This is a genomic window from Gordonia sp. IITR100 (assembly GCF_002009645.1).
GTDB lineage: Bacteria > Actinomycetota > Actinomycetes > Mycobacteriales > Mycobacteriaceae > Gordonia > Gordonia hongkongensis.
In genome coordinates this window covers 155,007-180,301 of sequence record NZ_MVKV01000003.1, presented here as the reverse complement: position 1 = coordinate 180,301, position 25,295 = coordinate 155,007, and the positions used below count along the sequence as shown (strand labels likewise).

22 protein-coding genes are annotated in these 25,295 nt (G+C 70.1%); 11 read left to right on the top strand and 11 right to left on the bottom strand.

Features of this window, described 5'->3' with window-relative positions:
* Nucleotides 1-74 precede the first annotated feature (74 nt).
* The gene (locus tag B1818_RS07235; RefSeq protein WP_078112306.1) at nucleotides 75-782 is read right to left on the bottom strand and encodes a hypothetical protein; all 708 of its coding nucleotides are present in this window, start codon (nucleotides 780-782) and stop codon (nucleotides 75-77) included.
* Between the two features lie 202 nt (nucleotides 783-984).
* On the opposite strand from B1818_RS07235, the gene B1818_RS07230 reads away from it, so the two are divergent.
* A complete protein-coding gene (locus B1818_RS07230; protein WP_058250207.1) occupies nucleotides 985-1,956 on the top strand; it encodes a proteasome assembly chaperone family protein in 972 nt (323 codons plus the stop codon).
* A gap of 17 nt (nucleotides 1,957-1,973) precedes the next feature.
* Complete coding sequence (locus tag B1818_RS07225; RefSeq protein WP_176455902.1) at nucleotides 1,974-4,097, top strand: RNA helicase; 2,124 nt, start codon at nucleotides 1,974-1,976, stop codon at nucleotides 4,095-4,097.
* Here the strand turns inward: B1818_RS07225 and B1818_RS07220 are convergent.
* Entirely contained in the window at nucleotides 4,094-5,026 is a 933-nt protein-coding gene (locus tag B1818_RS07220) for a hydrogen peroxide-inducible genes activator (protein WP_078112304.1), read from the bottom strand. The genes B1818_RS07225 and B1818_RS07220 overlap by 4 nt on opposite strands.
* Nucleotides 5,027-5,151: 125 nt before the next feature.
* Between B1818_RS07220 and B1818_RS07215 the strand changes: the two genes are divergently transcribed.
* Together B1818_RS07215 and B1818_RS07210 are read left to right on the top strand one after the other, a co-directional pair.
* Nucleotides 5,152-5,739, top strand: a complete 588-nt coding sequence (locus B1818_RS07215; protein ID WP_058250204.1) for a peroxiredoxin — start codon at nucleotides 5,152-5,154, stop codon at nucleotides 5,737-5,739.
* Nucleotides 5,740-5,750: 11 nt separating this feature from the next.
* Entirely contained in the window at nucleotides 5,751-6,284 is a 534-nt protein-coding gene (locus B1818_RS07210) for an alkyl hydroperoxide reductase (protein ID WP_058250203.1), read from the top strand.
* A 61-nt stretch (nucleotides 6,285-6,345) separates the two neighbouring features.
* On the opposite strand, the gene B1818_RS07205 is transcribed toward B1818_RS07210, so the two are convergent.
* Nucleotides 6,346-7,239, bottom strand: coding sequence for an NAD(P)-dependent oxidoreductase (locus B1818_RS07205; RefSeq protein WP_078112303.1), 894 nt, complete (start codon nucleotides 7,237-7,239; stop codon nucleotides 6,346-6,348).
* A gap of 1 nt (nucleotide 7,240) precedes the next feature.
* On the opposite strand from B1818_RS07205, the gene B1818_RS24390 reads away from it, so the two are divergent.
* Nucleotides 7,241-7,384: a helix-turn-helix domain-containing protein gene (locus B1818_RS24390; protein WP_231742234.1), complete on the top strand. Its 144-nt coding sequence runs from the start codon at nucleotides 7,241-7,243 to the stop codon at nucleotides 7,382-7,384.
* A 45-nt stretch (nucleotides 7,385-7,429) separates the two neighbouring features.
* Here the strand turns inward: B1818_RS24390 and B1818_RS07195 are convergent, their stop codons facing one another.
* Nucleotides 7,430-8,680, bottom strand: a complete 1,251-nt coding sequence (locus B1818_RS07195) for an aspartate aminotransferase family protein (protein ID WP_058250200.1) — start codon at nucleotides 8,678-8,680, stop codon at nucleotides 7,430-7,432.
* Nucleotides 8,681-8,762: 82 nt separating this feature from the next.
* On the opposite strand from B1818_RS07195, the gene hrpA reads away from it, so the two are divergent.
* Entirely contained in the window at nucleotides 8,763-12,749 is a 3,987-nt protein-coding gene (gene hrpA / locus B1818_RS07190; protein WP_078112447.1) for an ATP-dependent RNA helicase HrpA, read from the top strand.
* Here hrpA and nrdR read toward each other — a convergent pair.
* Both nrdR and B1818_RS07180 read right to left on the bottom strand, forming a co-directional pair.
* Nucleotides 12,723-13,223, bottom strand: a complete 501-nt coding sequence (gene nrdR / locus B1818_RS07185) for a transcriptional regulator NrdR (protein ID WP_058250310.1) — start codon at nucleotides 13,221-13,223, stop codon at nucleotides 12,723-12,725. The two genes, hrpA and nrdR, sit on opposite strands and share 27 nt — an antisense overlap.
* A gap of 99 nt (nucleotides 13,224-13,322) precedes the next feature.
* Nucleotides 13,323-13,862 (bottom strand): LysM peptidoglycan-binding domain-containing protein, encoded by a 540-nt coding sequence (locus tag B1818_RS07180; RefSeq protein ID WP_058250199.1) that lies wholly within the window; start codon nucleotides 13,860-13,862, stop codon nucleotides 13,323-13,325.
* A gap of 224 nt (nucleotides 13,863-14,086) precedes the next feature.
* Between B1818_RS07180 and lexA the strand changes: the two genes are divergently transcribed.
* Entirely contained in the window at nucleotides 14,087-14,791 is a 705-nt protein-coding gene (gene lexA / locus B1818_RS07175) for a transcriptional repressor LexA (RefSeq protein WP_058250198.1), read from the top strand.
* Here lexA and B1818_RS07170 read toward each other — a convergent pair.
* Nucleotides 14,769-16,478 carry a phosphoenolpyruvate--protein phosphotransferase gene (locus B1818_RS07170; RefSeq protein ID WP_058250197.1) on the bottom strand — a complete coding sequence of 570 codons (1,710 nt, stop codon included), beginning with the start codon at nucleotides 16,476-16,478 and terminating at the stop codon, nucleotides 14,769-14,771. The genes lexA and B1818_RS07170 overlap by 23 nt on opposite strands.
* A 148-nt stretch (nucleotides 16,479-16,626) precedes the next feature.
* Here B1818_RS07170 and B1818_RS07165 point away from each other — a divergent pair, with 148 nt between their 5' ends.
* The 4 genes from B1818_RS07165 to B1818_RS07150 all read left to right on the top strand — a co-directional run bounded on the left by B1818_RS07165 (nucleotide 16,627) and on the right by B1818_RS07150 (nucleotide 20,973).
* Nucleotides 16,627-17,397, top strand: a complete 771-nt coding sequence (locus B1818_RS07165) for a DeoR/GlpR family DNA-binding transcription regulator (RefSeq protein ID WP_058250196.1) — start codon at nucleotides 16,627-16,629, stop codon at nucleotides 17,395-17,397.
* Nucleotides 17,394-18,359 (top strand): 1-phosphofructokinase family hexose kinase, encoded by a 966-nt coding sequence (locus B1818_RS07160; protein ID WP_058250195.1) that lies wholly within the window; start codon nucleotides 17,394-17,396, stop codon nucleotides 18,357-18,359. Before B1818_RS07165 ends, B1818_RS07160 begins: the two co-directional genes overlap by 4 nt.
* A gap of 116 nt (nucleotides 18,360-18,475) precedes the next feature.
* Nucleotides 18,476-20,614, top strand: a complete 2,139-nt coding sequence (locus tag B1818_RS07155) for a fructose-specific PTS transporter subunit EIIC (RefSeq protein WP_058250194.1) — start codon at nucleotides 18,476-18,478, stop codon at nucleotides 20,612-20,614.
* Between the two features lie 98 nt (nucleotides 20,615-20,712).
* Nucleotides 20,713-20,973 (top strand): HPr family phosphocarrier protein, encoded by a 261-nt coding sequence (locus tag B1818_RS07150; RefSeq protein ID WP_058250193.1) that lies wholly within the window; start codon nucleotides 20,713-20,715, stop codon nucleotides 20,971-20,973.
* Between the two features lie 76 nt (nucleotides 20,974-21,049).
* Here the strand turns inward: B1818_RS07150 and hflX are convergent, their stop codons facing one another.
* From hflX to B1818_RS07130, 4 genes are read right to left on the bottom strand one after another with little or no spacing between them, the layout of a single operon-like run.
* On the bottom strand, nucleotides 21,050-22,492 hold the full coding sequence (hflX, locus tag B1818_RS07145; RefSeq protein WP_058250192.1) for a GTPase HflX: 1,443 nt from the start codon (nucleotides 22,490-22,492) through the stop codon (nucleotides 21,050-21,052).
* Nucleotides 22,493-22,544: 52 nt separating this feature from the next.
* Nucleotides 22,545-23,456 (bottom strand): diaminopimelate epimerase, encoded by a 912-nt coding sequence (gene dapF, locus B1818_RS07140; protein WP_078112302.1) that lies wholly within the window; start codon nucleotides 23,454-23,456, stop codon nucleotides 22,545-22,547.
* A 10-nt stretch (nucleotides 23,457-23,466) separates the two neighbouring features.
* The gene (miaA, locus tag B1818_RS07135; RefSeq protein WP_078112301.1) at nucleotides 23,467-24,387 is read right to left on the bottom strand and encodes a tRNA (adenosine(37)-N6)-dimethylallyltransferase MiaA; all 921 of its coding nucleotides are present in this window, start codon (nucleotides 24,385-24,387) and stop codon (nucleotides 23,467-23,469) included.
* Nucleotides 24,384-25,151 carry a hypothetical protein gene (locus B1818_RS07130; RefSeq protein ID WP_078112300.1) on the bottom strand — a complete coding sequence of 256 codons (768 nt, stop codon included), beginning with the start codon at nucleotides 25,149-25,151 and terminating at the stop codon, nucleotides 24,384-24,386. Before B1818_RS07130 ends, miaA begins: the two co-directional genes overlap by 4 nt.
* Between the last annotated feature and the right edge of the window lie 144 nt (nucleotides 25,152-25,295).

Below are 25,295 nucleotides of genomic sequence, written 5' to 3'. Positions count from 1 at the left end.
CAGCGAAGCCGCTCGAACGGCGGTCGACACACGCTGTGGACAACCGGGGAAGGTCATCCACAGGGCGGTACTGGTCAGCCGAACGCGGCCGCGAGCGCCTTTCCGAACAGCGTGTCGAGCGCGGCGGACGCTTCGGGAGGTACGGGACCTGCTGCGGGCCAACGGTATTCGGTGTACACCCGGACGCCGTCCCGCTCGCCGAGCAGCGTGAGAGCGCTCGTGGTGGACGGGACACCGCCGCCGGTCACGATCGTGCGGCGGATCGTCGCGGTGTCGACCCCGTCCGGCGCCGGCGGTGGGGGCAGCACCTCGGTGGTGATCGTCGAAGACGCCCCGAACGTGGTCGTGGTGGTCTCAGGGCAGCGCTCGGCCGACTCGACCACGTCGCCGAGCGGCGTCTCGACACCGGCCACGACCGAGGTGAGGGTGGCCCGCTCCCCCGGGCCGGGACCCAGGAACGCGACCGCTCCGTCCGCGGAGACGGACGCGGGTGCACACTCCGGCGGCGACACCTCGGTGCCCGTCTGTCCGGGCATCGGCGCCCCGGTCACGTCGGCCAGCGCGTTCGCGACCGCCGACGTCGGGATGGGACTCGCGGCGCCGTCCGGGAAGTCCGCGGCCTCGACCGATCGCGCGGACAGGTCCGGACTCGACGGCTCCGGCTGACCGCCGACCGAGCAGGCGGACAGCACGAGCGCCGCGGCGACGAGACCGGCCACCGCGCCGGGAACGAGGCGGCCGGACAGGGACAGGCGCAGTCGGGGCGCATGCGGCTCGATCACAACGGTCTACTGTGCCACCGGCGCCTTCGCCAGGTGTCGAGGACACACCCCTGGGGAACAACAAACAGGAACACCAACTGGGGGAATCACCGGTGTGTCGAGGTGGTTGCACCGAGGCGAGTGGCCACCGCCGGGTGCGGTGCGAGACAATGGACGTTCAGCTGTCTCTTCCGGGACAGCTGCCAGCAGAAGGAGGGACGACGTGGACGAGCAGCCCGCGCGCAACGACGCGCTGTATGAACTCGCCTTTCCCGCTCCGCAGGTGACCCGGCCCGACGGCACGGGTCCGGTACTGATCCACGCGCTCGAGGGCTTCGCCGACGCCGGGCACGCGGTCGCGCTGGCCGCGACGCACCTCCGCGACAGCCTCGAGTCCGAGTTGGTCGCGACCTTCTCCTCCGACGAGCTGATGGATTACCGGTCACGCCGGCCGACCATCTCGTTCAGCGGCGAGACCTTCACCGACGTCGAGATGCCGACGCTGGCGCTGCACGCGATCCGCGACAACTCGGGCAAGGGTTTCCTCCTGCTCGCCGGTTCCGAACCCGACCTCCGGTGGGAGCAGTTCGTCGACGCGGTCCGACGCCTGAGCGACGGACTCGGCGTCACCGATGTCATCGGCCTCAACGCGATCCCGATGGCCGTGCCGCACACCCGACCGCCGTCGATCACGGCGCACGGCAGTGATCCCGACGCCCTCGGTGACCTGCCCCGGTGGGGATCGGCGATGAAGCTGCCCGCCAGCGCGTCGATGCTCCTCGAGTTGCGGATGGGCGAACACGACTACCGGGCGTCGGGCCTGTCGGTACATGTCCCGCACTATCTCGCGCAGACCAACTACCCGGCGGCGTCCGCACGCCTGCTGGCGGCGGTCGCCGAGCTCGCCGGTCTCGACCTCCCCCTCGCCGCTCTCGACAGCGCCGCCGAGAAGGTACGCGCACAGGTGGACAACGAGGTCGAGGGCAACTCGGAGATCGAGTCCGTGGTGGCTGCGCTGGAGACCCAGTACGACACGTTCACCCAGGCCGCGCAGGAACGCTCGTCGCTGCTCGCCGCCGAGGAATCGCTGCCCAGCGGTGACGAACTCGGCGCCGAACTCGAACGGTTCCTGGCCGAGCAGACCGGCGACGGTGAGGCCGACCCCGGGGACGAGGGTCCGCGATCACCGATCTGATCCCGGACACCGCACCGATACCCGCGCCGCACGTCCTGGTCCCCACCGACGACGAGGACACCGCACTCGAGCGGTACACCGAGTGGTGGACGGGACGCGGCCTCGACCTCTACCCGCATCAGGAGGAGTCGCTTCTCGAGCTCCTCGCCGGCAGCCACGTGATCCTGGCGACGCCGACCGGCTCGGGCAAATCACTCGTCGCGGCGGGCGCGCTGTACTTCGCGCGCTGCCGCGGCGAGCGTGCGTTCTACACCGCACCCATCAAGGCGCTCGTCAGCGAGAAGTTCTTCGAGCTGTGCGCCATGTTCGGCGCCGACCAGGTCGGACTGCTGACCGGCGACGCCGCGGTCAACGCCGACGCGCCCATCGTGTGTGCGACCGCCGAGATCGTCGCCAACCTCGCCCTCGCCGCCGGCGGTGCGAGCGACATCGGCACCCTCGTCGCCGACGAGTTCCACTACTACGGCGAACCCGACCGCGGCTGGGCCTGGCAGGTCCCGCTCATCGAATTGCCGTCGACGCAGTTCCTGCTGATGTCGGCGACGCTCGGCGACGTGTCGTTCTTCGTCGACGACCTGACCCGGCGCACCGGACGCGAGACGGTCGAGATCACCGGCGCCGAGCGTCCGGTCCCCCTGGACCACGCCTACGCGATGACCCCGATCCACGAGACGATCGAGGAGCTCGTCGACCGGGGACGGGCGCCCATCTACGTGGTGCACTTCACCCAGGCCGCCGCGGTGGACCGCGCGCAGGCGCTGCTCAGCGTCCGGATCTGCGACAAAGCGGAGAAGGCGGCGATCGCCGAGGCGATCGGTGACTTCCGGTTCTCCACCGGCTTCGGCAACACACTGTCCAAACTGCTGCGCGCCGGTATCGGCGTCCACCACGCCGGGATGCTCCCCCGTTACCGCCGTCTGGTCGAACGTCTTGCGCAGCAAGGGCTGCTGAAGGTGATCGCCGGCACCGACACCCTCGGCGTCGGCATCAACGTGCCGATCCGCACGGTCCTGTTCGCGGCCCTGAGCAAATACGACGGACGGCGGGTCCGGCGGCTGCGGGCACGCGAGTTCCATCAGATCGCCGGCCGGGCCGGGCGGGCCGGTTTCGACACGATCGGCTATGTCGTCGCGCAGGCTCCCGACCACGACGTGGAGAACGCCCGTGCGGTGGCCAAGGCCGGCGACGATCCCAAGAAGCTCCGAAAGCTGGTGCGCAAGAAGCCACCCGAGGGTTTCGTCTCGTGGGGGGAGAAGACCTTCCTCCAGCTCGTCGATGCGCCCGACGAGCCCCTGCGCAGCCACTTCCAGATGACGACGGCCATGCTCCTCGAGGTACTCGGCCGACCGGGCGACTGTTTCGCCGCGGTCCGCCACCTTCTCGAGGACAATCACGAACCGCGCGACCGCCAGCTGCGCACCATCAAGCACACGATCGAGCTCTACCGGGGGCTCCGGGACGCGGGCATCGTCGTGCAACTCGCCGAACCCGACGACACCGGCCGGCACATCGCCCTGAGCGTGGACATGCCGGAGAACTTCGCGTTGACCAACCCGCTGTCCGCCTTCGCGCTGGCGACGTTCGAGATCCTCGACCCCGAGTCGTCCACTCACGCACTCGATGTGGTCTCCATCCTCGAATCGACCCTGGAGAACCCGCGACCCCTGCTGCTGGCCCAGCGCAAGGTCGCGCGCGACGCCGCGATCGCGGAGATGAAGGCCGACGGCATCGAGTACGAGGAGCGGATGTCGCGCCTGGAGGAGATCACCTGGCCGCAGCCGCTGGCCGAGGAGATCTACGCCGCGTTCGACATCTATCGTCGCGGGCACCCGTGGGTGTCGTCGTTCCCGCCGGCGCCGAAGTCGGTGCTCCGCGAGATGCTGGAGAAGGCCATGACCTTCACCGAGCTGATCTCCGCGTACGGGCTGGCGCGCAGCGAGGGCGTGCTGCTGCGCTATCTGTCGGACTGCTATCGCGTTCTCCGGCAGGGCGTTCCGACGAGCGTCGTGACCCCCGAGATCGAGCGGATCGTCGAGGAGCTGGGCACCATGGTCCGTGAGGTCGACTCGAGTCTCGTCGACGAGTGGGAGGCTCTCGCCGCACAGGCGGCCGCGGCCGAGATGGCCGGCGGCACGGTCTAGAGCGCGGACACGGCACCGGTCGCGCCGACGAGATCGCCGATGAGAGAGCCCAGTTCGCGGTAGGCCTCGTCGTGGCGCGCGGACGCCCGGAAGACCAGGCCGATCCGCCGCCCCGGCCGCGGGGCCGCGAAGGTCGCGGTGGCCAGATCACCCGACGCCGTCTCGGAGGCCACCGCCGTCTGCGGGATGAGCGTCACGCCGAGTCCGCCGACGACGCAGTGCACCGCGGTGGTCAGCGAGGCGGCCCGGGTCTGACCCAGATCGGGCCGCACGCCCGCGAGCCGGCACACCTCGAGCGCCTGATCGCGCAGACAGTGCCCCTCGTCGAGGAGGAGGAGCGGCAGGTCGGCGAGCGCGGTGGGATCGACGCGGCGGCGTCCGGCCAGCGCGTGACCGGACGGGAGTGCGAGAACGAAATCCTCACGATAGATGGGAACTTCGACGATGCGGGGCATGTCGACGGGGAGAGCGAGCAGCGCGACGTCGAGCGTGCCGGTGCGCAGTTGTTCGATGAGGCGGGCGGTCTGTTCCTCCACCACCCGGGGTACGAGGTCCGGGAGCCGTTGCCCGAGTCCGCGCAGCAGCGTCGGCAGGACGTAGGGCGCCACCGTGGGGATGACCCCCAGCCGCAGCGGCCCGCTGAGCGGTCGGCCCGTTCCGGCGGCCGCCGAGGTGAACTCGTCCATGGCCTCGGTCACCGCGATCGCTCGCGGGAGGAGTTCGTCACCCTCGGCGGTCAACAGGACACGCCGCGTGGTGCGTTCGACGAGGGTCACACCGAGACCGGACTCCAACGCCGACAACGCCTGCGACAGCGATGGCTGACTGACACCGAGATCGGCTGCCGCAGTGCCGAAGTGGCGTCGATGCGCGAGTGCGACGAAGGCACGCAACCCGGCCATGGTCGGCTGATAAGTTCTATCGGACATGCTTATCAGTGTAGTGCTAGTAATCACGTTTCGTTTTCGACCGTAATCCGGCACGATGGTACCTGTACGTCGCGAAACTCATTCGCGCGCAGATTCCGTACATTCACCAGCTGAAGGAGCGATACATGGCCCTGCTCACCATCGGTGACCAGTTCCCTGCCTACAACCTCACCGCCGTCATCGGTGGCGACCTCAGCAAGGTCAATGCCCAGCAGCCCGACGACTACTTCACCACCGTGTCGTCCGACGATCACCCCGGTCAGTGGCGCGTCGTGTTCTTCTGGCCGAAGGACTTCACCTTCGTGTGCCCGACCGAGATCGCCGCGTTCGGCAAGCTGAACGACGAGTTCGCCGACCGCGACACCCAGGTGCTCGGCGCCTCGGTGGACAACGAGTTCGTCCACTTCCAGTGGCGCGCACAGCACGAGGACCTCAAGACCCTCCCGTTCCCGATGCTGAGCGACCTCAAGCGCGAACTCGCCACCGCCGCAGGCGTTCTCAATGCCGACGGCGTCGCCGACCGCGCCACCTTCATCATCGACCCGAACAACGAGATCCAGTTCGTGTCGGTCACCGCGGGCTCCGTGGGCCGCAACGTCGACGAGGTCCTGCGCGTCCTCGACGCACTGCAGTCCGACGAACTGTGCGCCTGCAACTGGAAGAAGGGTGACCCGACGATCGACGCCGGCGAGCTCATGACGGCCGGCGTCTGAGAGGAGAACAGATGAGCATCGACAACCTGAAGGAAGCACTTCCCGAGTACGCCAAAGACCTCAAGCTCAACCTCGGTTCGATCAGCCGCACCACCGCGCTGACCGAGGAGCAGCTCTGGGGAACCCTGCTGTCGACCGCTGCCGCCACGCGAAACGCCAAGGTGCTCAGCGAGATCGCCGACGAGGCCGCCGACACGCTGTCCGCCGAGGCCTACAACGCCGCGCTCGGCGCCGCGTCGATCATGGGGATGAACAACGTGTTCTACCGGGGTCGCGGCTTCCTCGACGGTAAGTACGACGACCTGCGTCCGGGCCTGCGGATGAACATCATCGGCAACCCCGGCGTCGACAAGGCCGTTTTCGAGCTGTGGTCGTTCGCGGTGTCCTCGATCAATGGCTGCGGTCATTGCGTCGCCGCGCACGAGAACACCCTGCGCGAGGCCGGCGTCGACCGTGAGGCGATCCTCGAGGCGCTCAAGGTCGCGTCGATCGTCAGCGGTGTCGCCCAGGCGATCGCGACCACCGAGGTGCTCGCCAACGCCTGATCCGTCGCATGTGAGACGACGACGGGGCCCGGCTGCGCTACGCAGCCGGGCCCTGACGTTTTCAGGCGCGCTGGACCGCCTGTCCGGCACGGAACAGATCGACGACTCGGGACCACCCGTCGGCGCCGTACCCCTCGGCCACCGCACTCGTGGCGAGGTCGTGTAGCAGGCGTGGCAGCCGGGCATCGAGCCCGGCCTCCTCGGTGGAGTCGACGATGTGCCCCAATGCCGCCGCCTTCATGGCGATGTTGTCCTCGGTTCCCGGGTACTCTCCTGCGTCGACGTCGGCCGCGAGTCCTCGGAAGGTCTCCGGCAGGATGTCGAGCATCTCGGTCGCCATCGGGACGAAACCCGACGCGGTGTGACCGGCGGAGGTGACCAGCGCGGCCGCACGCAGGAAGGCGGTCATCCCGCTGAAGAAGATCTCCAGCATGCCGGTGTCGAGCACGGAGGCATCTCCGGGATCGGCCCCGACGAACACCGATCTCGGTGCGAGAACCTCCAACTGGCGCCGATGCCGCTCGAGAAGGTCCTCCCGTCCGCTGTAGAGGACGAGAGCTCCCGGTGTCCCGATCACCGGAGTCGGAACCATGATGGCGCCGATCAGGACGTCGATACCGCGCTCATCCGCCCACCACTGGGTCGTGCGGGCTTCGTCCGGTGTCGACGAGGCGAGGACCACCACGAGTCGCCCGCGGAACGCCTCGGCCGGAATCGATCCGAGCACCTCGCGGGTGGTCTCCTGATCACGCAGACACGTGATGATCAGGCGGGCGTCGACCACCGCCGACGCGACGTCCTCGGCCACCGTTGCCCCACCCGCGGCCACCTTGTCCGCCGCCGATCGGGTGCGAGTCCACACCGTCGTCGCGACATCAGCGGCCAGAAATGCCTGTGCGAGTGCGGACCCCATCGGTCCGAGACCGATCACCGTCACCGCGGCGTGGGACGGCATCGTGCATCGTGAGGTCTACCAGGAGGTACCGCCCCGGGTGGTCTACAGCCTGACGCCCAAGGGCGCGGCGCGCGACCGGGCACTCGCACCCCTGGGCGACTGGGGTGAGGAACACATGCAGACCATCACGGCGGCCCGGCGATGACCTCCGGATCGTCGGGATGACCACGACAAGGCGTGGCCTGCGGCGTCAGCTCAGCGCTGCGCGCATCCGGTCGGCGAGTTCGCCGACCTCGGCCGTCGTCATCACGAACGCGGGCGAGATCTGCAGCGCCCCTTGACCTGCGGCCCGGGTGCTCACCCCATGTTCGCGCAGCTTGACCACCGCGGCCGGCGCCGTCGCTGGGTCGGCCAGCTGTACCGCGGTGACCGCGCCGAGTCCGGTCCGGACCTCGGCGACCGTGTCGAGGTCGGCGAGCGGCGACAGCGCGGCGGCGAGGTCGCCCTCGAGCCGTGTCGCCTCGGCGAGCAGGTTCTCTCGCCGGATGATCTCAAGGTTCGCGAGGGCCGCCGCCGCCGCGCCCGCGTGGCCGCCGTAGGTGTACCCGTGCCGCCACCAGACGCCACCGGCGAAGAACGGCTCGGCGATCCGCGGTGCGATGAACACCGCGCCCATCGGGACATACCCCGAGGTGAGCCCCTTGGCAGTGGTGATCATGTCCGGTTCGAGGCCGAATCGTGCGGAGGCGAACCAGGATTCGCCGCCGATGCGGCCGAAGCCGGTGACGACCTCGTCGACGACGAAGAGGATGTCGTGGTCGCGGCAGATGTCCCGCACCTCGGCGAGGTAGCCCTCCGGCGGGAGATAGATGCCGCCGGCGCCGATGATGGGCTCGCAGAAGAACGCGGCGATGTTGTCGGCGCCCACGCGCTCGATGAGACCGAGCAGGCTCTTCGCGTCGTCCCATTCGACGTTCTGGACGTCGTGCATGAGTTCGCCGTAGCCGTCGTGGTTGAGCGGGATGCCCGCCAGCGAGGTACCCGCGGCATGCATCCCGTGATAGGCCTTGGTGCGGCTGACGACGACCCGCTTGGATTCGCGGCCCTGCTCCACCCAGTAGCGGCGGGCGAGTTTGACCGCGGTGTCGATGGAGTCGCTGCCGCCGGAGGTGAAGAAGATCTTCGATCCGGGTACCGGCGCGATGGCGCCGAGCTCCTCGGCGAGTTGCAGGGTGACGTCGCTCGCGAAGTCACCGAAGTTAGAGTAGTGCGCGAGGGTGCCGAGCTGGCGCGCGACGGCATCGGCGATCTCGGTCCGGCCGTGCCCGACGTTGGTGAACCACAGTCCGGCGGTCGCATCCAGGTAGGAGTTGCCGTCGCGGTCGAAGATCCGCGCACCCTCTCCCCTGGTCACGACGAACGGCCCGCTCGCGGTCACCGCACCCATGTCGGCGAAACCGTGCCACAACGATCCAGTACCAGTGCTCGAACCATCAGCCATGGCCCCATGATGCCGGTCCACGCGGCCCACGCGGCCACTGGGGTGAACCGGCCTCGGCGCTTCCCCATATCCTGGAGTGATCATGTCGGCCCCGTCCTCGTCACCTGACCCGTCCCCGTCTCCACCGGACACCGCTGCATCGGACATCCCCCGCTCGGATCTGCTCCGCGCACTCGACGACGTGGGCCTCGTCGACGCCGACCGGTTGCGTCGTCGCATCGATCGGCTCGCCGCGCGCCCGGATGCCGCGAAGTGGCGACAGTTGGTCGCCGATGTCGACAAGGCACGCGCCCGTCTCGACCGGCGGCGCGCGACCGTGCCGATTTTGCGCTTCCCCGACGAACTACCGGTCTCCGCCGCACGCGACGAGATCGCCGAGGCGATCCGCAACCACCAGGTCGTGGTCGTCGCGGGCGAGACCGGCTCGGGCAAGACCACCCAGCTCCCCAAGATCTGCCTCGAACTCGGGCGTGGCATCCGCGGGTCGATCGGGCACACCCAGCCCCGGCGCATCGCCGCGAGCTCGGTCGCCAAGCGCATCGCCGACGAGACCGACACCGAACTCGGCGACGCGGTGGGCTACTCCGTCCGGTTCACCGACCGGTCTGGCGCCGACACCCTCGTCCGGGTCATGACCGACGGCATCCTGCTCCGCGAGATCGCCACCGACCCCATGCTGCGCCGCTACGACACCCTCATCATCGACGAGGCCCACGAGCGCAGCCTCAACATCGATTTCATCCTCGGCTATCTGCGCCGCCTGCTGCCCCGACGCCCCGATCTGAAGGTGATCATCACCTCGGCGACGATCGAACCGGCGCGCTTCGCACGGCATTTCAGCACGCCGAAGACCTCGGTCCCGGTCATCGAGGTATCCGGACGCACCTATCCGGTCGAGATCCGGTACCGACCGCTGAGCCTGCAGGAACGCCCCGACGACGGGGACGACGCCGGCGGCGGCGAACATGCCGACCTCGACCAGATCCAGGGCATCGACGCCGCCGTCGACGAACTGTGGGCCGGTGGCCGCGGCGACATCCTCGTGTTCCTGCCCACCGAACGGGACATCCGAGAGACCGCCGAGGCGCTCCGTCGACGAACCGGCGGCGGCAAGGGGCCCGGTGCCGAGATCGTGCCGCTCTATGCGCGACTGTCGATCGCCGAGCAGCAGAAGGTGTTCTCCCCCTCCGACGGACGCCGGATCGTGCTGGCGACCAACGTCGCCGAAACGTCGGTGACCGTGCCCGGCATCCGCTACGTCATCGACACCGGCACCGCCCGTATCAGTCGGTACTCGACCAGGACCAAGGTCAATCGTCTTCCCATCGAACCGGTCTCACAGGCCAGTGCCCGGCAGCGGGCCGGTCGATGCGGTCGTGTCGCCCCGGGCGTCTGCATCCGTCTCTACAGCGAGAACGACTTCGACTCCCGGCCGGCCTTCACCGACCCGGAGATCCTGCGCACCAACCTCGCGGCGGTCATCCTCCAGATGACCTCGCTGAAACTGGGTGAGATCGCCGAGTTCCCGTTCGTCCAGCCGCCCGACGACCGCGCGATCCGCGACGGTATGGGTGTTCTCACCGAACTCGGCGCCATCACCGTCCCGCGCGAGGGCGGGCCCCCGCGACTGACCCCGATCGGCCGGTCGATGTCGCGGATCCCGGTCGATCCCCGGGTCGCCCGGATGCTCATCGCCGGACACGAACTGGGTTGTCTCGACCACCTTCTCGTGATCGCCGCCGCGATGTCGCTCCCCGATCCACGGGAACGGCCGGCCGAGCACCGGGAGGCCGCCGACGCCCAGCACCGGCGCTTCGTCGTCCCGCAGTCGGACTTCCTGTCCTACGTGGAGCTGTGGCGGTACCTCGGCGAACAGCGCAAGGAGTTGTCCGCCAGCCGCTTTCGGCGCATGTGTGAGCGCGAGTACCTCCACTTCCTGCGCATCCGGGAATGGCAGGACCTCCATCGGCAGCTGACCGAGATCGTCAAGGACCTCGACTGGTCGGTCGCACCGACCGAACTCGACGCCGACGCCGTCCACCGATCCATCCTGTCCGGGTTGCTCAGCAACATCGCCGCCCGCAACACCGAGGGCCGCGAGTTCACCGGTGCGCGCAACACCACGCTGATGATCTTCCCCGCTTCTCCGCTCGCCAAGAAGCCGCCCGCCTTCATCATGGCGGCCGAGGTCCTCGAGACGTCGCGCCTGTTCGCCCACACCGTCGCCGGGATCGATCCGCTGTGGGCCGAGAAACTCGCCGGGGATCTGGTGAAGCGCACCCACAGCGAGCCGCACTGGTCGGCGAGACGCGGAGCGGCGATGGCCTACGAACGCGTGACCCTCTACGGGGTCCCGCTCGTCGCCCGCCGGCGCGTCGACTACGGCCCCATCGACCCGGTGGTCTCGCGGGAGCTGTTCATCCGGCACGCTCTCGTCGAGGGCGATTGGCGGACGCAGCACGCCTTCTTCGACCGCAATCGCAAGCTTCTCGAGGCCGCCTCGGACGTCGAGAACCGCACGCGCACCCGGGGTCTCGTGATCACCGAGGACCAGCTCTTCGAGTTCTACGACCAGCGGCTACCGTCCGACGTCACCTCGGCCCGGCACTTCGACACCTGGTGGAAGAAGGCCCGCCGTGCCGAACCCGATTTGCTGGATCTGCGCCCCGAGGACGTCACGGGAGGCACCGACGTCGCCCCCACGGACTATCCCGGCGCCTGGCAGCAGGGCGACACCCGACTCGAACTGCGCTACCGGTTCGAACCGGGCGCACCCGACGACGGCGTCACCGTCGTGATCCCGCAGGCACTGCTCCCCCATGTCCGACCGGCCGGTTTCGACTGGTCGGTACCGGGCATGCGCGCCGAACTGGCCACCGCACTGGTCAAGTCGCTACCGAAACAGCTGCGCAAGAGCATGTCACCCGCGCAGCGGTTCGCCGAACTCGCGCTCGGCCGGCTCACCCCGCGCAAAGAGCCGCTGGCCACCGGGCTGGCGCGCGAGCTCTCCGCGATCACCGGGATGCGGGTGACCGCAGCCGATTTCGACACCCACCGGGTACCGCCGCACCTGCGCATGCATTTCGCGGTGGCCGACGACTCCGGGCGGATCGTCTCCCGCGCCGACTCGTTGCCCGAACTTCAGCAGACCGGAACGCCCGCGGCGCCGAAGACGGTGTCGCGCACCCTGTATCGGACCTGGACCGCAGACGGGATCGGCTCGCTCGCCGAGCAGACCACGGTCGATGTCGCGGGGCAGCGGCTGACCCGGTACCCGACGATCGACGTGGTCTCCGATGCGAAGGGCCACGCGCGGGGCGTCGTCGTCGTCGATGCGGCGAGCCCCGAGACACGAGATCGCCTCCTGCGACGAGGGATCGTCGCCCTCCTCGACCTCGCGATACCTCCGCTGCACAAGCGGATCGCCGGCTCGCTGAGTCCGGTCGAACGACTCGCCCTGAGCCAGAGCCCGTACTCGACCATCGAGGCACTGCTCGCCGACTGCACCCGCCGGGCGACCCGGGACACGGTCGCCGACATCGACGACGCAGAGCTCGCCGCGGTTCGCTCACCGCAGTCCTTCTCGGCGCTGCTCGAACAGATCCGGCCACGGGTCGCCGCGGCCGCACCGGACTACTTCTCGCTGGCCGTCGCGGCCCTCGAACGGATGGCCCCGCTGCGGGCGGCGATCGACCGGCACGCCGGTTCGCTGGCTGCCGACGACGTCGCCGAACAGGTCGCCCACCTCGTGTTCGACGGATTCGTGGCGGCCACCGCGCGACGCCACCTGGAGAATCTGCCGCGCTATCTCGACGGCGCGCAAGCACGTCTGGAGGCACTACCCGCGTCCGCAGCACGCGACCAGGCCGGGGTGGCCGCCGTCGATCGCGTCGTCGAACGGTGGGCCCAGCGCATCGAACAGGTACCCGAGCACCGGCGGGCGGTGGTCGACGACGAAGCGCAGTGGCTCGTCGAGGAGTTGCGCGTGGGGCTGTTCGCCCAGCGTCTCGGTACCGCGTTCCCGGTGTCGGAGAAACGGGTCCTACGAGCTCTGGACCGACTCGGCTGACACGGGTTCGGCGAGCGCGCTCCCGGAACCCGATGCCGCCTTCAGGTCGTCGATCTCGCGCTGGAAGTCCTCCACCGAGTCGAACGACCGGTACACCGAGGCGAAGCGCAGATACGCCACCTCGTCAAGATCGCGGAGCGGACCCAGGATGGCGAGTCCGACCTCGTTGCTGGGGATCTCGGCCGATCCACTGGCGCGCACCGTGTCCTCGACCTGCTGGGCGAGTTGCGCGAGCGCGTCCTCGGCGACGTGGCGGCCCTGACAGGCTCGCCGCACGCCGCGCATGACCTTCTCCCGGCTGAACGGTTCGGTCACGCCGTTGCGTTTGACCACCGCGAGCACGGCGCTCTCCACGGTCGAGAACCGGCGACCGCACTCCACACAGGAGCGACGGCGGCGGATGGCCTGCCCTTCATCTGCGACACGCGAGTCGATGACCTTGGTGTCGTCGTTCTTGCAGAAGGGGCAGCGCATCGTGTCCTCACGCAGGTCGCGGGACGCTGGAACGCACCCGAAGCGTGCGCCCCGCCGCTTGTCGGCCGGCCCCTGTGACATCGAGGATACCGCCCGGCCTCAGCGGTACCGGGGGGTGAGCAGGGGCTGGCCCACCTGCAGCGCGCTCGACCCCAGATCGTTCATCGCGACGATCTCGTCGATCACGACCTCGCGCGGCATCTCGGGTGCCACCCGGCCGGCGATCGAGCTGAGCGAGTCCCCCGAGCGCACGTGGACGACCTCGGCACTCACGGCGGACGGGGTCAGCGAGTCCGAGTAGTTCTGGCCCACGACACCGAACACCCACACGACGAACGCCAGCCCGACGCCGGCGAGGAGCGCGACCGCGGTGCGGCGGCGCCGACGGAACACCGCCGCGTCGGGTCCGACCGGGCCACGCCCGCGCACCCCGACCGGAGAGCCACAGTGGGTACCGCCCACCCGCGGGGTCACCGGCGACGCACCCCGCGGTCGGGTGCCGGCCGGCCGGTTGTCTATCGGCCGGCCGCCGTCGGACAGCGGGGCGCGCGTCCGGACCCGATCGGCGCGGTCGGTGGGGGGCCGGACAGCGTCGGGACGGTCGGTGCGGACGGGAGCGACGAGAGTGGCGGTGCGCATGGTGCCCTCCGGTGTTCTGGTGTCTGGATCGTGCGGGGTGTCGCGGTCGGTGTTCGAACATCGATCAGATGTTCGATGCACTGATGTTCGAATTTGTAGCACGACGGCCCGACAAAGTCTCGCGACACATCGAACAAATGTTTGAGGTGCCGGTCGAACTCCGCTAGGCTCGGACCCGGCGCAAGCCATCTACCAGCACGTTCCGAAGACGAGAGGAACCGAACATGAGTGACACCGGCGATAGGCGCGGCCGAGCGCGGGGCGCCGACGACGAGGCCCCGTTCGACGCCGCCGCCGCCGAGGCCTCACTCACCCCGCGACAGGCCGGGGTCCTGGAGGTGATCCGCCGCTCGGTGCGCGAGCGCGGTTATCCGCCGAGCATCCGGGAGATCGGCGACGAGGTCGGCCTGGCCTCGACGTCGTCGGTGGCCCATCAGTTGCGGACGCTGGAACGCAAGGGGCTGCTCAAGCGCGACGCGAACCGTCCCCGTGCGGTCAACATCGCCCCGAGTGACACCCCGTCGCCGGACACCCCGACGGCCGGCCAGCTTCCCGAGCCGACCTTCGTGCCGGTTCTCGGCCGTATCGCGGCCGGCGGTCCGATCCTGGCCGAGGAGGCCGTCGAGGACGTCTTCCCGCTGCCCCGTGAGCTGGTCGGCGAGGGATCGCTCTTCCTGTTGCGCGTCGTCGGCGAGTCGATGATCGACGCCGCGATCTGCGACGGCGACTGGGTCGTGGTCCGGCAGCAGAACGTCGCCGACAACGGCGACATCGTCGCGGCCATGATCGACGGCGAGGCCACCGTGAAGACCTTCAAGCGTCAGGGCCCCAACGTCTGGCTCATGCCGCACAACGAACTGTTCGATCCGATCCCGGGCAACGATGCCGTCATCCTCGGCAAGGTCGTCACCGTGATGCGGCGAGTCTGACCTCTCCGCCGACCGAACCGTCGAGCACCGCCGCGGCAGCCTCGCGCGCCGCGGCGGGATCCGAGGTGGCCAGGGCGGCCTCGGCGGCGGCCCGGCAGTCCGGTGCGGACACCTCGCCGAGCCGGGCCCCCACGGCCGCGGCAGCAGCCGGCGCGCTGGACAGCGAGGTGACGCCGAGACCGACGAGCACGCAGGCGAGGTTCGGATCGGCGGCGGCCTCGCCGCACACCCCGACCGGCTTTCCCTGACGTGCGCCCGCTGCCGCGACTCCCGCGATGAGGCTCAACACGGCCGGTTGCCACGGGTCGGTCAGTCCGGCGAGATCGGCCGACATCCGGTCGGCCGCCATCGTGTACTGGGTCAGATCGTTGGTGCCGATGGACACGAAGTCCACCTCGGCGAGGACGGCTTCGGCCAGGATCGCCGCCGCGGGCACCTCGATCATCACCCCGGCGACCAGACCACGGCCACGGACCTCGGCGGCGAAGGTGCGCGCCTCCGCCGGCGAGGCGATCATCGGCGCCATGACCCACGGCGCGACGGCCGACCCCGACGCGGCCTGCGCGATCGCGTCGAGCTGATGCGCGCGGATCTCGGGGTGCGCCAGCGCGATCCGATCACCCCGCACGCCGAGCGCTGGGTTCGATTCGTCGGGATGGGTCACGAACCGGAGCGGTTTGTCGGACCCGGCGTCGAGGGTGCGGATGACCACCTTCTGCCCGTTGAACGCATCGAGCACCTCCCGGTAGATCGCGGCCTGCTCGTCCACCGACGGTTCGTCGGCACGCTCGAGGAACGCGAGTTCGGTGCGGAAGAGCCCGACGCCCTCGACTGGGTACCCGGCCGCGGCGCGTGCCGACGATCCGTCGGCGACGTTGGCGAGCACCGCCACGGCCACCCCGTCGGCGGTCTGCCCCGGACCGGTCCAGCCGGCGACGAGTGCGGCATGCCGCCGATCCTCGTCGACGCGAGCCCGGGCCGCCTCCGCATCGGGCTCCACCTCGATTCGCCCGGTGCTGCCGTCGACGAGAACGGTTGTGCCGGGCTCGATCTCGTCCAGGTCGGCCACCGCCACCACGCACGGGATCCCCAGCTGGCGCGCGATGATCGCGGTGTGGCTGGTCGGTCCGCCGAGGCGGGTGACGAGGGCGATGGTGCTCGTGGGGTCGAGGCCCGCGGTGTCGGCGGGCGCGAGGTCGTCGGCGAGCAGGACCGACGGCACCTCCGGAGTGGGCACACCAGGTTCGGGTAGGCCGAGCAGTTCGGCGAGGACCCGGTCGCGCACGTCGTTGAGATCGGTGACCCGCTCGGCCATCAGTCCGCCGAGCTTGGTGAACACCGCCGCGAACTGTTCGGTGGCCGCGACGGCAGCGGCCTCGGCGGGGGCGCCCTTGCCGATGAGCGCGGTCGCGGCACCGATCCAGCCGCGGTCCTCGGCCAGGCCCGCCGTCGCGGCGAGCACCTCGGCCGTCACCCCGGTGTTCTGCGACGCGCGCGTGCGCAGCCGCGCCGCGACGGCGCCGGCCGCGGTGGCGAAGCGCGAGACCTCGTCGGCGCGCCGTTCCTCGGCGATCTCCACACCGACGCCGAGCTTCTCCGGCGAGTGGTCGGGTCGCTCGCCCGGCCACAGCGCGGGACCGTGGGCCAATCCGCCGACCACCGGGGTTCCCGTCAGGATCTGCGCCATCGTCTTGCCTCTCACTCGACTATCGATGTGACCACCGTTACAAAAAGTGCTTGACTTGTCAACACAAACAGGCGTAAACACAATTACTACAACATCCAATCCCACACGCCTCAACAAGCGGGTGGTCGAAACCGGAGATCGGAGCGGTGTGTACGCCGAGGAGAGACAACAGGCGATCGTCGACGAGGTGCGCCTCGCGGGGCGGGCATCCGTGGCCGCGCTCGCCGAGAAATTCGACGTCACCAGCGAGACCGTCCGACGCGATCTCGCGGTACTGGAACGCGCCGGACATCTCCAGCGGGTCCACGGCGGCGCCGTGCGCGCCGAGATCATGCGCACCCTCGGCGAGCTCGGGATCGACGAACGGGAGTCGAGCCAGATCGAGCAGAAGACCGCGATCGGCCGGGCGGCCATCCGGTTCCTGCCGCCCGACGGCGGCTCGGTGCTCTTCGACGCCGGCACCACCACCTACCGCGCGGCCGAGGCGACCGCTCCCGATCGGAGGCTCACCCTGTTCACCAACAGCCTGCCCATCGCCGGCCTGCTCGCGGGAACCCATCCCGACGGTCTCCATGCCCTCGGCGGACGCGTACGCGGTCTCACCCAGGCGACCGTGGGCGTCGACACCGTGGACGCGCTTCGCCGACTGCGCGTGACCACCGCCTTCATCGGGACGAACGGCCTGAGCGAGGCCCACGGGTTGTCGACACCCGACCCGGACGAGGCCGCGGTCAAGGCGGCGATGGTCGCAGCCGCGCAACGGGTCGTAGTCCTTGCCGACAGCTCGAAGATGGACCGCGAGGACCTCACCTCCTTCGCCGGACTCGACGACGTCGACGTCCTCATCACCGACTCCGGGATCGACCCGGCCTATTCGGCGGCCCTGTCCGCGCGTGGCGTCGAGGTCGTGATCGCATGATCGTCACCGTCACCGCCAACCCGAGTCTCGACCGCACCCTCGAACTCGGCGCACCGCTCGCCCGCGGCGAGGTGCAGCGCGCCGGCGTGGTCCGCACCGAGCCGGGCGGCAAGGGCGTCAACGTGGCCCGGGTCGTCGCGGCCGCGGGCCTGGCCACCCGCGCACTGCTCCCGGCGCGGCCGGGCGACCCGTTGCGGGCCGCACTCGACGACCTCGCACTCCCCTACGACGCCGTGCCGGTCGAGGGCGAGGTCCGGTCCAACATCACCATCGCCGAATCCGACGGGACGACCACCAAGATCAACGCACCGGGCGTCACCTTGACGGGCCCGGATCGCGAGGCGCTAGTCGGGCTGATCCGTGAGCACGCCGGCTCCGCGCAGTGGGTCACCCTCTGCGGTTCGCTGCCTCCTGGCGTCCCCGACGACTGGTACCGCTCGATCGCCGACGACCTCGTCCTCGCCGGATGCCGGGTCGCGGTGGACACCTCGGGCGCTCCCCTCCGTGCCAGCGTCACCGGTCGCGTCGACCTGATCAAGCCCAACGAGGACGAGCTCGCCGAACTGACCGGAGCCGACCCCGGACAGCTCCGAGAAGCACTCGCGCGCAACGATCTCGGACCGGTCATCGACGCCGCTACGACCATCGCCGAGCAGATCGGGGGCAACGTCCTCGCCACCCTCGGCGCCGTCGGGGCCGTGTTGGTCACCGCATCCGGCGTGTGGTCGGCGACCCCGCCGCCGATCGTCCCCCGCAGCACCGTCGGCGCCGGCGACTCGTCACTGGCCGGCTACCTCATCGCGCAGAGCACCGGGGCCGCGCCCGCCGACTGCCTCCGGTCGGCCGTGGCGTACGGCGCGGCGGCGGCATCGCTCGCCGGCACCCAGGCCCCCACGCCCGACCACCTCGACCTCCCCGGCGTGCGGGTGACCGAACTGTCGGGAGCCGCGCGCATGACCTGACGGCACCGTCCCGGCGGGTCCTCACATCCATCCAACACCGCACCCATCCAGCACCGACTCCATCCACCATCGACCCACCCAGCACCGACCCCACCCTTTCCACCGAAGGACATGCCATGACCGAGCAGATCATCACCGACCAGACGGTGAGTCTCGACGTCGACGCCGGCGGCGATCCCGCCGCCGTCATCACCACGCTCGCCGACGCCCTCGCCGCGGCCGGCCGGACCACCGATCCCGCCGACCTCGCGCGGGCCGCACTGGACCGAGAAGCCAAGTCCGCCACCGGACTTCCCGGCGGCATCGCCATCCCGCACGCCCGTACCGCGTCGGTGACCGCGGCCAGTCTCGCCATGGCGCGGCTGTCCCGCAAGGTCGACTTCGGCGCACCGGACGGGCCGGCCGACCTGGTCTTCCTCATCGCCGCGCCCGAGGGGGGTGCCAGTGCGCACATGAAGCTCCTCAGCTCGCTGGCGCGCTCACTCGTCCGGCCCGACTTCGTGGCCTCGCTCCGCGCGGCCGAGAACGAGGAGCGGGTCATCGAATTGGTCAACGAGGCCATCGACCCCGCACCCCCTGCCCCCGCCACCGCGCCGACCGCCACCCCGTCGACCCCTGCCCCGTCGACCCCTGCCCCGGCCGCCGCGGCAGCACCAGCGACGTCTACCAAGGAACCCGAAGGTGCGCCGGCCCACCCGGACTCGGACCGGACCCCGGACCCGGGACCGGCCACGCCGCGCATCGTCGCGATCACCGCGTGCCCGACCGGCATCGCCCACACCTACATGGCGGCCGACGCCCTGAAGTACGCCGCCGAGCGGGCCGGCGTCGAGTTCGCGGTGGAGACCCAGGGGTCCTCGGCGACCACGGCCTTCGATCCGGATGTGATCGCGTCGGCCGACGCCGTCATCTTCGCCACCGACGTCGGGGTCAAGGACCGCAACCGGTTCCGCGGCAAACCCGTCATCGCATCCGGGGTGAAGCGCGCCATCAACGAGCCCGACGCGATGATCGCCGAGGCGGTCGCGGCGGGGCGCGACCCGAACGCGGCGCGCGTCACCGGCGACGGCGCGGACGCGGACGCGGCCGACTCGTCGAAGTCGGGCATCGGTCTCGCCGGCCGTACACGCCAGGCACTCATGACCGGTGTGAGCTACATGATCCCGTTCGTCGCGGCGGGCGGACTGCTCATCGCGCTCGGCTTCCTGCTCGCCGGCTACGAGGTCGCCAACACGAACCTCGACGACGGCGGCACCCTCAGCGACGGCGCGTTCATCGCCCTGAACAACAGCCTCTGGGATCTGCCGGCAGGCGGGTTGTTGCAGTACCTGGGCGCGGTGAGCTTCGCGATCGGCTCAGGCGTGATGGGCCTGGCCGTACCGGTCCTCGCGGGCTACATCTCCTTCGCGATCGCCGACCGCCCCGGTATCGCACCCGGTTTCGTGGCCGGCATCGTCTCGCTCGCCGTGGGCGCCAGCTTCATCGGCGCACTGATCGGCGGTCTCATCGCCGGCGTGGTGTGCCTGTGGATCGCGCGGACCCCGGTGCCCCAGTGGGCTCGTGGTCTCATGCCGGTCGTGGTCATCCCGCTGTTCGGCAGCATGATCGTCGGCGGACTGCTCTACATGGTCCTCGGCAAACCGCTCGCCTGGCTGACCGAGCAGATGAACAGCGGCCTCGAGAGCATGTCCGGCGGATCGGCCATCGCCCTCGGCATCGTGCTCGGCCTGATGATGTGCTTCGACCTCGGCGGACCGGTCAACAAGAGCGCGTACCTGTTCGCCACCGCCGGGATCGCCGACGCGGCGACTGCCGGACCCGCGCAGTTCCAGATCATGGCGGCGGTCATGTGTGCAGGCATGGTGCCCCCGCTCGCCCTGGCTCTCGCCACCGTCGTCCGACCGGGCCTGTTCACCGAACCGGAGCGCGAGAACGGCAAGGCCGCATGGCTCCTCGGCGCGTCGTTCATCTCCGAAGGTGCCATCCCGTTCGCCGCGGTCGACCCCTTCCGGGTCATCCCGTCGATGATGGCCGGTGGTGCCCTCAGCGGTGCGCTGATCATGGCCTTCGGTGTCGAACTGCGCGCCCCGCACGGCGGCATCTTCGTCTTCTTCGCCATGAACAACTGGGTCCTGTTCCTCGTCGCGCTGGTCGCCGGTACGGTGCTGTCCGCTGTCCTGGTGGTCGCGGCCAAGCAGGTGCACCGCAGTCGGGACGCCGTCGCCTTCGACGAACTCGAGGCGGTCGCCGTCTGACACCCGATCACACGACCACCTGACATCCGGGGCGCTCCCCGGCACCGAATCGCCCGACAACCACCGCAGATCGCACGACATCACTCGAAGGAGTTCCCATGCCCAGCACCACCGCCACCGTCGGCTCCGCAGTCGGACTGCACGCCCGCCCCGCCACGATCATCGCCGAGGCGGTCGCCGAGACCGGCAGCCCGGTGACGCTGGGCCTCGAGGGCGGTGACCCGGTGGACGCGGGGTCGGCGCTGATGATCATGACGCTCGGGGCCGAGAAGGGCACCCGCGTGGTCGTGACGGCCGACGACCAGGCCGCGCTCGACACCATCGTCGGTCTCGTCGAGAAGGATCTCGACGCCGACTAGGTCCGTACAGCCGACTGGGTCCGTACAGCCGACTGGGTCCGTACAGCCGACTGGGTCCGTACAACCGGCGAAGCGCTCAGATCCGGAGGTCCGCGATCTCGCCCGCGAAAGCGGCCGGGACGCGGACCTTCATCGTGGTACCGGTCTCGGTGTGCTCCGACGAGATGACCTCGCCCTCGCTGTGGACGCGAGACACGACATCACCCCGGTCGAACGGCACCTCGATGGTCATCTCGACGTCCTCGCGACCGACGAACTCGCGCACCCGCCCGAAGAGTTCGGGCAGTCCCTCACCGGTTCGGGCGGAGATGAACACCGCATCCGGACCGAGCGCGCCACGCAACTCGGTGAGGCGGTTGCCGTCGATGGCGTCGATCTTGTTGATGACCAACAACTCCGGCGGCGCGGTGACGCCCTCTTCGGCGACGATCTCGTTGATGACCTGACGGACGGCCGAGATCTGCTCTATCGGAAAGGCGTCCGCACCGTCCACGACGTGCAGAAGCAGATCGGCGTCGACGACCTCCTCGAGCGTCGACCGGAACGCCTCGACGAGCTGGGTCGGCAGATGCCGGACGAACCCGACCGTATCGGTGAAGACGACCGCGCGGCCGTCGTCGAGCGTCGCCCGCCTGGTGGTGGGATCCAGGGTCGCGAACAACGCGTCCTGCACGAGGACACCGGCGCCGGTCATCGCGTTGACCAGGCTGGACTTGCCCGCGTTGGTGTAGCCGGCGACGGTGATCGTCGGGATCGAACCGCTCTTGCGCGCAGCACGTTTCGTCGTCCGCGCCTTCTTCATGCCACGGATCTCGCGCCGCAGCTTGGCCATCCGCTCCCGAATGCGGCGACGGTCGGTCTCGATCTTGGTCTCACCGGGACCGCGAAGGCCCACACCGCCGTTGCTGCCCGCCCGGCCACCGGCCTGCCGGGACATCGATTCACCCCAGCCGCGCAGACGCGGGAGCATGTACTCCATCTGCGCGAGGGAGACCTGCGCCTTGCCCTCGCGAGAGGTCGCGTGCTGGGCGAAGATGTCGAGGATCAGCGCGGTGCGGTCGATGACCTTCACCTTCACCACCTTCTCCAGCGCATTGAGCTGGGCGGGCGTGAGCTCACCGTCGCAGACGACGGTGTCGGCGCCGGTCGCGAGGACGATCTCGCGCAATTCCTCGGCCTTGCCACTGCCGATGTAGGTGGCGGGATCGGGTTTGGAGCGACGCTGGATCACCGCGTCCAGGATCTGGGAACCGGCCGTCTCGGCGAGGGCGGCCAGCTCGGTCATGTTGGCCTTCGCGGCAGCCGCGCTGCCCTCGGTCCACACGCCGACCAGGACCACGCGTTCGAGTCGTAGCTGCCGGTACTCGACCTCGGTGACGTCGGTGAGTTCGGTGGAGAGTCCCGCGATGCGCTGCAGTGAGGCGCGCTCGGACAGTTGGAGTTCGCCGGTGGTGGGATCCGCGGTGTCGCGGATCCCGAGATCGGCCGCGGACATGATCTGTGCTTCTGATTCGGTCATACGGGAACCATGGTCTCACGACCGTCCAGGACCGAGCACGCGAATATCGAGCTCAGCGCTCCCAGCCGGGCCGCAGCACCCCGTCGGCGACCAGCATCGACGGCCCGCGCAGGGTCGAGCCATCGGGACGGATCGTCACGGTGACCTCACCGCCGGGGATGCCGATGCGCAGCTCGCCGGTGTCCGCGCCGCGGGCGTCGAGAGCGGCGCGCGCCGCCGCGACCAGGCCGGTTCCGCAGCTGCGCGTCTCCCCGACGCCCCGTTCGAACACCCGCATCCGCGCGGTCAGGCTGCCGTCGGGCCCTTCCGCGGGTGGGGTCAGCAGCTCGACGTTCGCGCCGTGCGGGAAGTCGGCGGCCTCGATGATCACGCCGGCGGAGAAGTCGACCGCGTCGAGGTCGGCCGCGGTCATGTCCGCGACGACGCACGCCAGGTGGGGGTTGCCCACGTCGACCATCGCGCCGGGGTAGATGTCGTCACCGATGCGGACCACCGACGACCCGTCGAGCCGCGCCGGACCCATCTCCACCGTGACCTCGGCGTGCACGGCGTCGAAGGAGTGGATGGTGACGCCGCGGGCACCCGCACGGGAACCGACGGAGAACGTGTCGGTGTCGACGAGTCCCGACGCCCGGACGTAGTGGGCGAAGACGCGTACCCCGTTGCCGCACATCTCCGCGACCGAACCGTCGCCGTTGCGGTAGTCCATGAACCAGTCGTCGGCCGACACCCCGTCCGGCAGGGCGTCGAGGACACCGGTCGCGACGAGGGCGCCCGAGCGGGCGACGCGCAGCAATCCGTCGGCGCCGATCCCCCGTTGCCGGTCGCACAGCGCCGCGACCGTCGCGGCGTCGAGCGCGATCTCGGCGTCGGGGTCGGCGAGGACCACGAAGTCGTTCTGGGTGCCATGACCCTTGACGAAGTGCAGGCCGTCGCTCGCACTGCTCTGCGGGGCGGAAGTCACGGATCACAGCCTACGGGGAAGGCGCGTCGACGATGCGCAGCGCTCGGTCGAGCAGATCGGGCGCGGCGGCGTCGAGCCACTGCGCCCGGTGATCGCGACGGAACCACGAGCGCTGCCGACGGACATAACGCCGGGTGCCGATGAAGGTCAGCTCCTCGGCCTGCGCGAGGTCGTACTCGCCGTCGAGGGCCGCGAGGACCTGTTTGTAACCGATCGCCTGCGACGCGGTGCGTCCCTCTCGCAGGCCGCGGGAACCGAGGTCCTCCACCTCCTCGACGAGGCCCTGCTCGAACATCGCTCTCGTACGACGGCGGATCCGGTCGTCGAGTTCATCGGTGTCCCGGTCGAGGGCGAGGATGATCGTGCCCCAGCGCGGTTCGCCGATGGTGGGCTGCGACGCGGCGAAGGGTGCACCGGTCAGCTCGACCACCTCCAGCGCCCGCACGATGCGGCGACCGTCGGTGGCCAGGATGGTCGACGCCGCGGCCGGGTCGACCTCCGCGAGCAGCCGGTGCAGCTCGCCCACTCCGCGCTCGTCGAGCATGTCCTCGTAACGCCGGCGGACCTCCGGGTCGGTGGCCGGGAACTGCCAGTCGTCGAGGAGTCCCTGGACGTACATCATGGATCCCCCGACGATCACCGGGACCCGACCCGCGGCGCGCAACCGATCGACGTCGGCCCGCGCGCCCTGCTGATAGCGCGCGACGGTCGCCACCTCGGTCACGTCGAGCACGTCCAACTGGTGGTGCGGGATGCCACGGCGTTCGTCGGGCGGGAGCTTGGCCGTCCCGACGTCCATGCCGCGGTACTGCTGCATCGCGTCGATGTTGACGATCTCGCCGCCGAGCCGTTCGGCAAGGTCGAGGGCCAGATCGGACTTGCCGCCGGCAGTGGGTCCGACAACAGCGATCGGGGTGGGCGGCGCGGTCATCGGACGTGCTCACCGTCGTCGACGGTCCAGGTCACGACCACGTAACCCACGCCGAAGGGCGCGTCGGCGAAGTCGGGTACCGCCCGGACCGACCGGTCGCCGACGAGACCGGCCGCCACCTGCCACGCGACCCGGCCGCCGACGCCCTCGGCATCGCACTTCGCAGGGTCGAGTGCCATCAGCGTGTCCGTGTCCGCCGATCCGAGCGCAGCCACGATCGCGTCGTTCAGCGCCACCGCCGATTCCCGACGCCCCCCGCCGGGGGCCTTGTCGGTCAGCGCCGTCGACCCGTCGCCCACCACCAGGACCCCGACGGCGTCCGAGCCCTCGTCGAGACGGGCGGCCAGCCGGGTACCCACCGCGACGCACTCCGCGGGCGGCGTGGCGGAACCGACGCTGCACACGCTCAGCGGACCCAGCGACATCCGCTCGGCGATCCACCCGGCGATCAGCGCCGACAGACTCATCCGGGGCAGCGGGTCGGTGACCGCGACATCGGCGATAGCAACATCGGTGATCGCGGAGTCGATCGTGACCGGGACATCCACGCCGAACCGCGCGAAGGTGCCGCGCAAGGGCTCGCCCACGAGGCCAGCGGTCGACTCGTCGGCGGTTCCGATCGCCACCCAGCGGTCGATGCCGAGCGCGCCCGCGACCGCGTCGAGAGCTGCGCGCCGCACCGGCTCGGTGTCGGAGGCGGCCGGTCCGGCCAACTCAGGGACGAGCAGCGGGGCACTCGGAACGAAGACGACGGCCGCAAGCACACCACGACGCTAGTCGACAACACGAGGCCCGCTCGCTCCGCTCCCGGCGCCGGTGACATTCGGCCCGCTCGCTCCGCTCCCGGCGCCGGTGACATTCGGCCCGCTCGCTCCGCTCCCGGCGCCGGTACCCCGCGCCGCGACCCA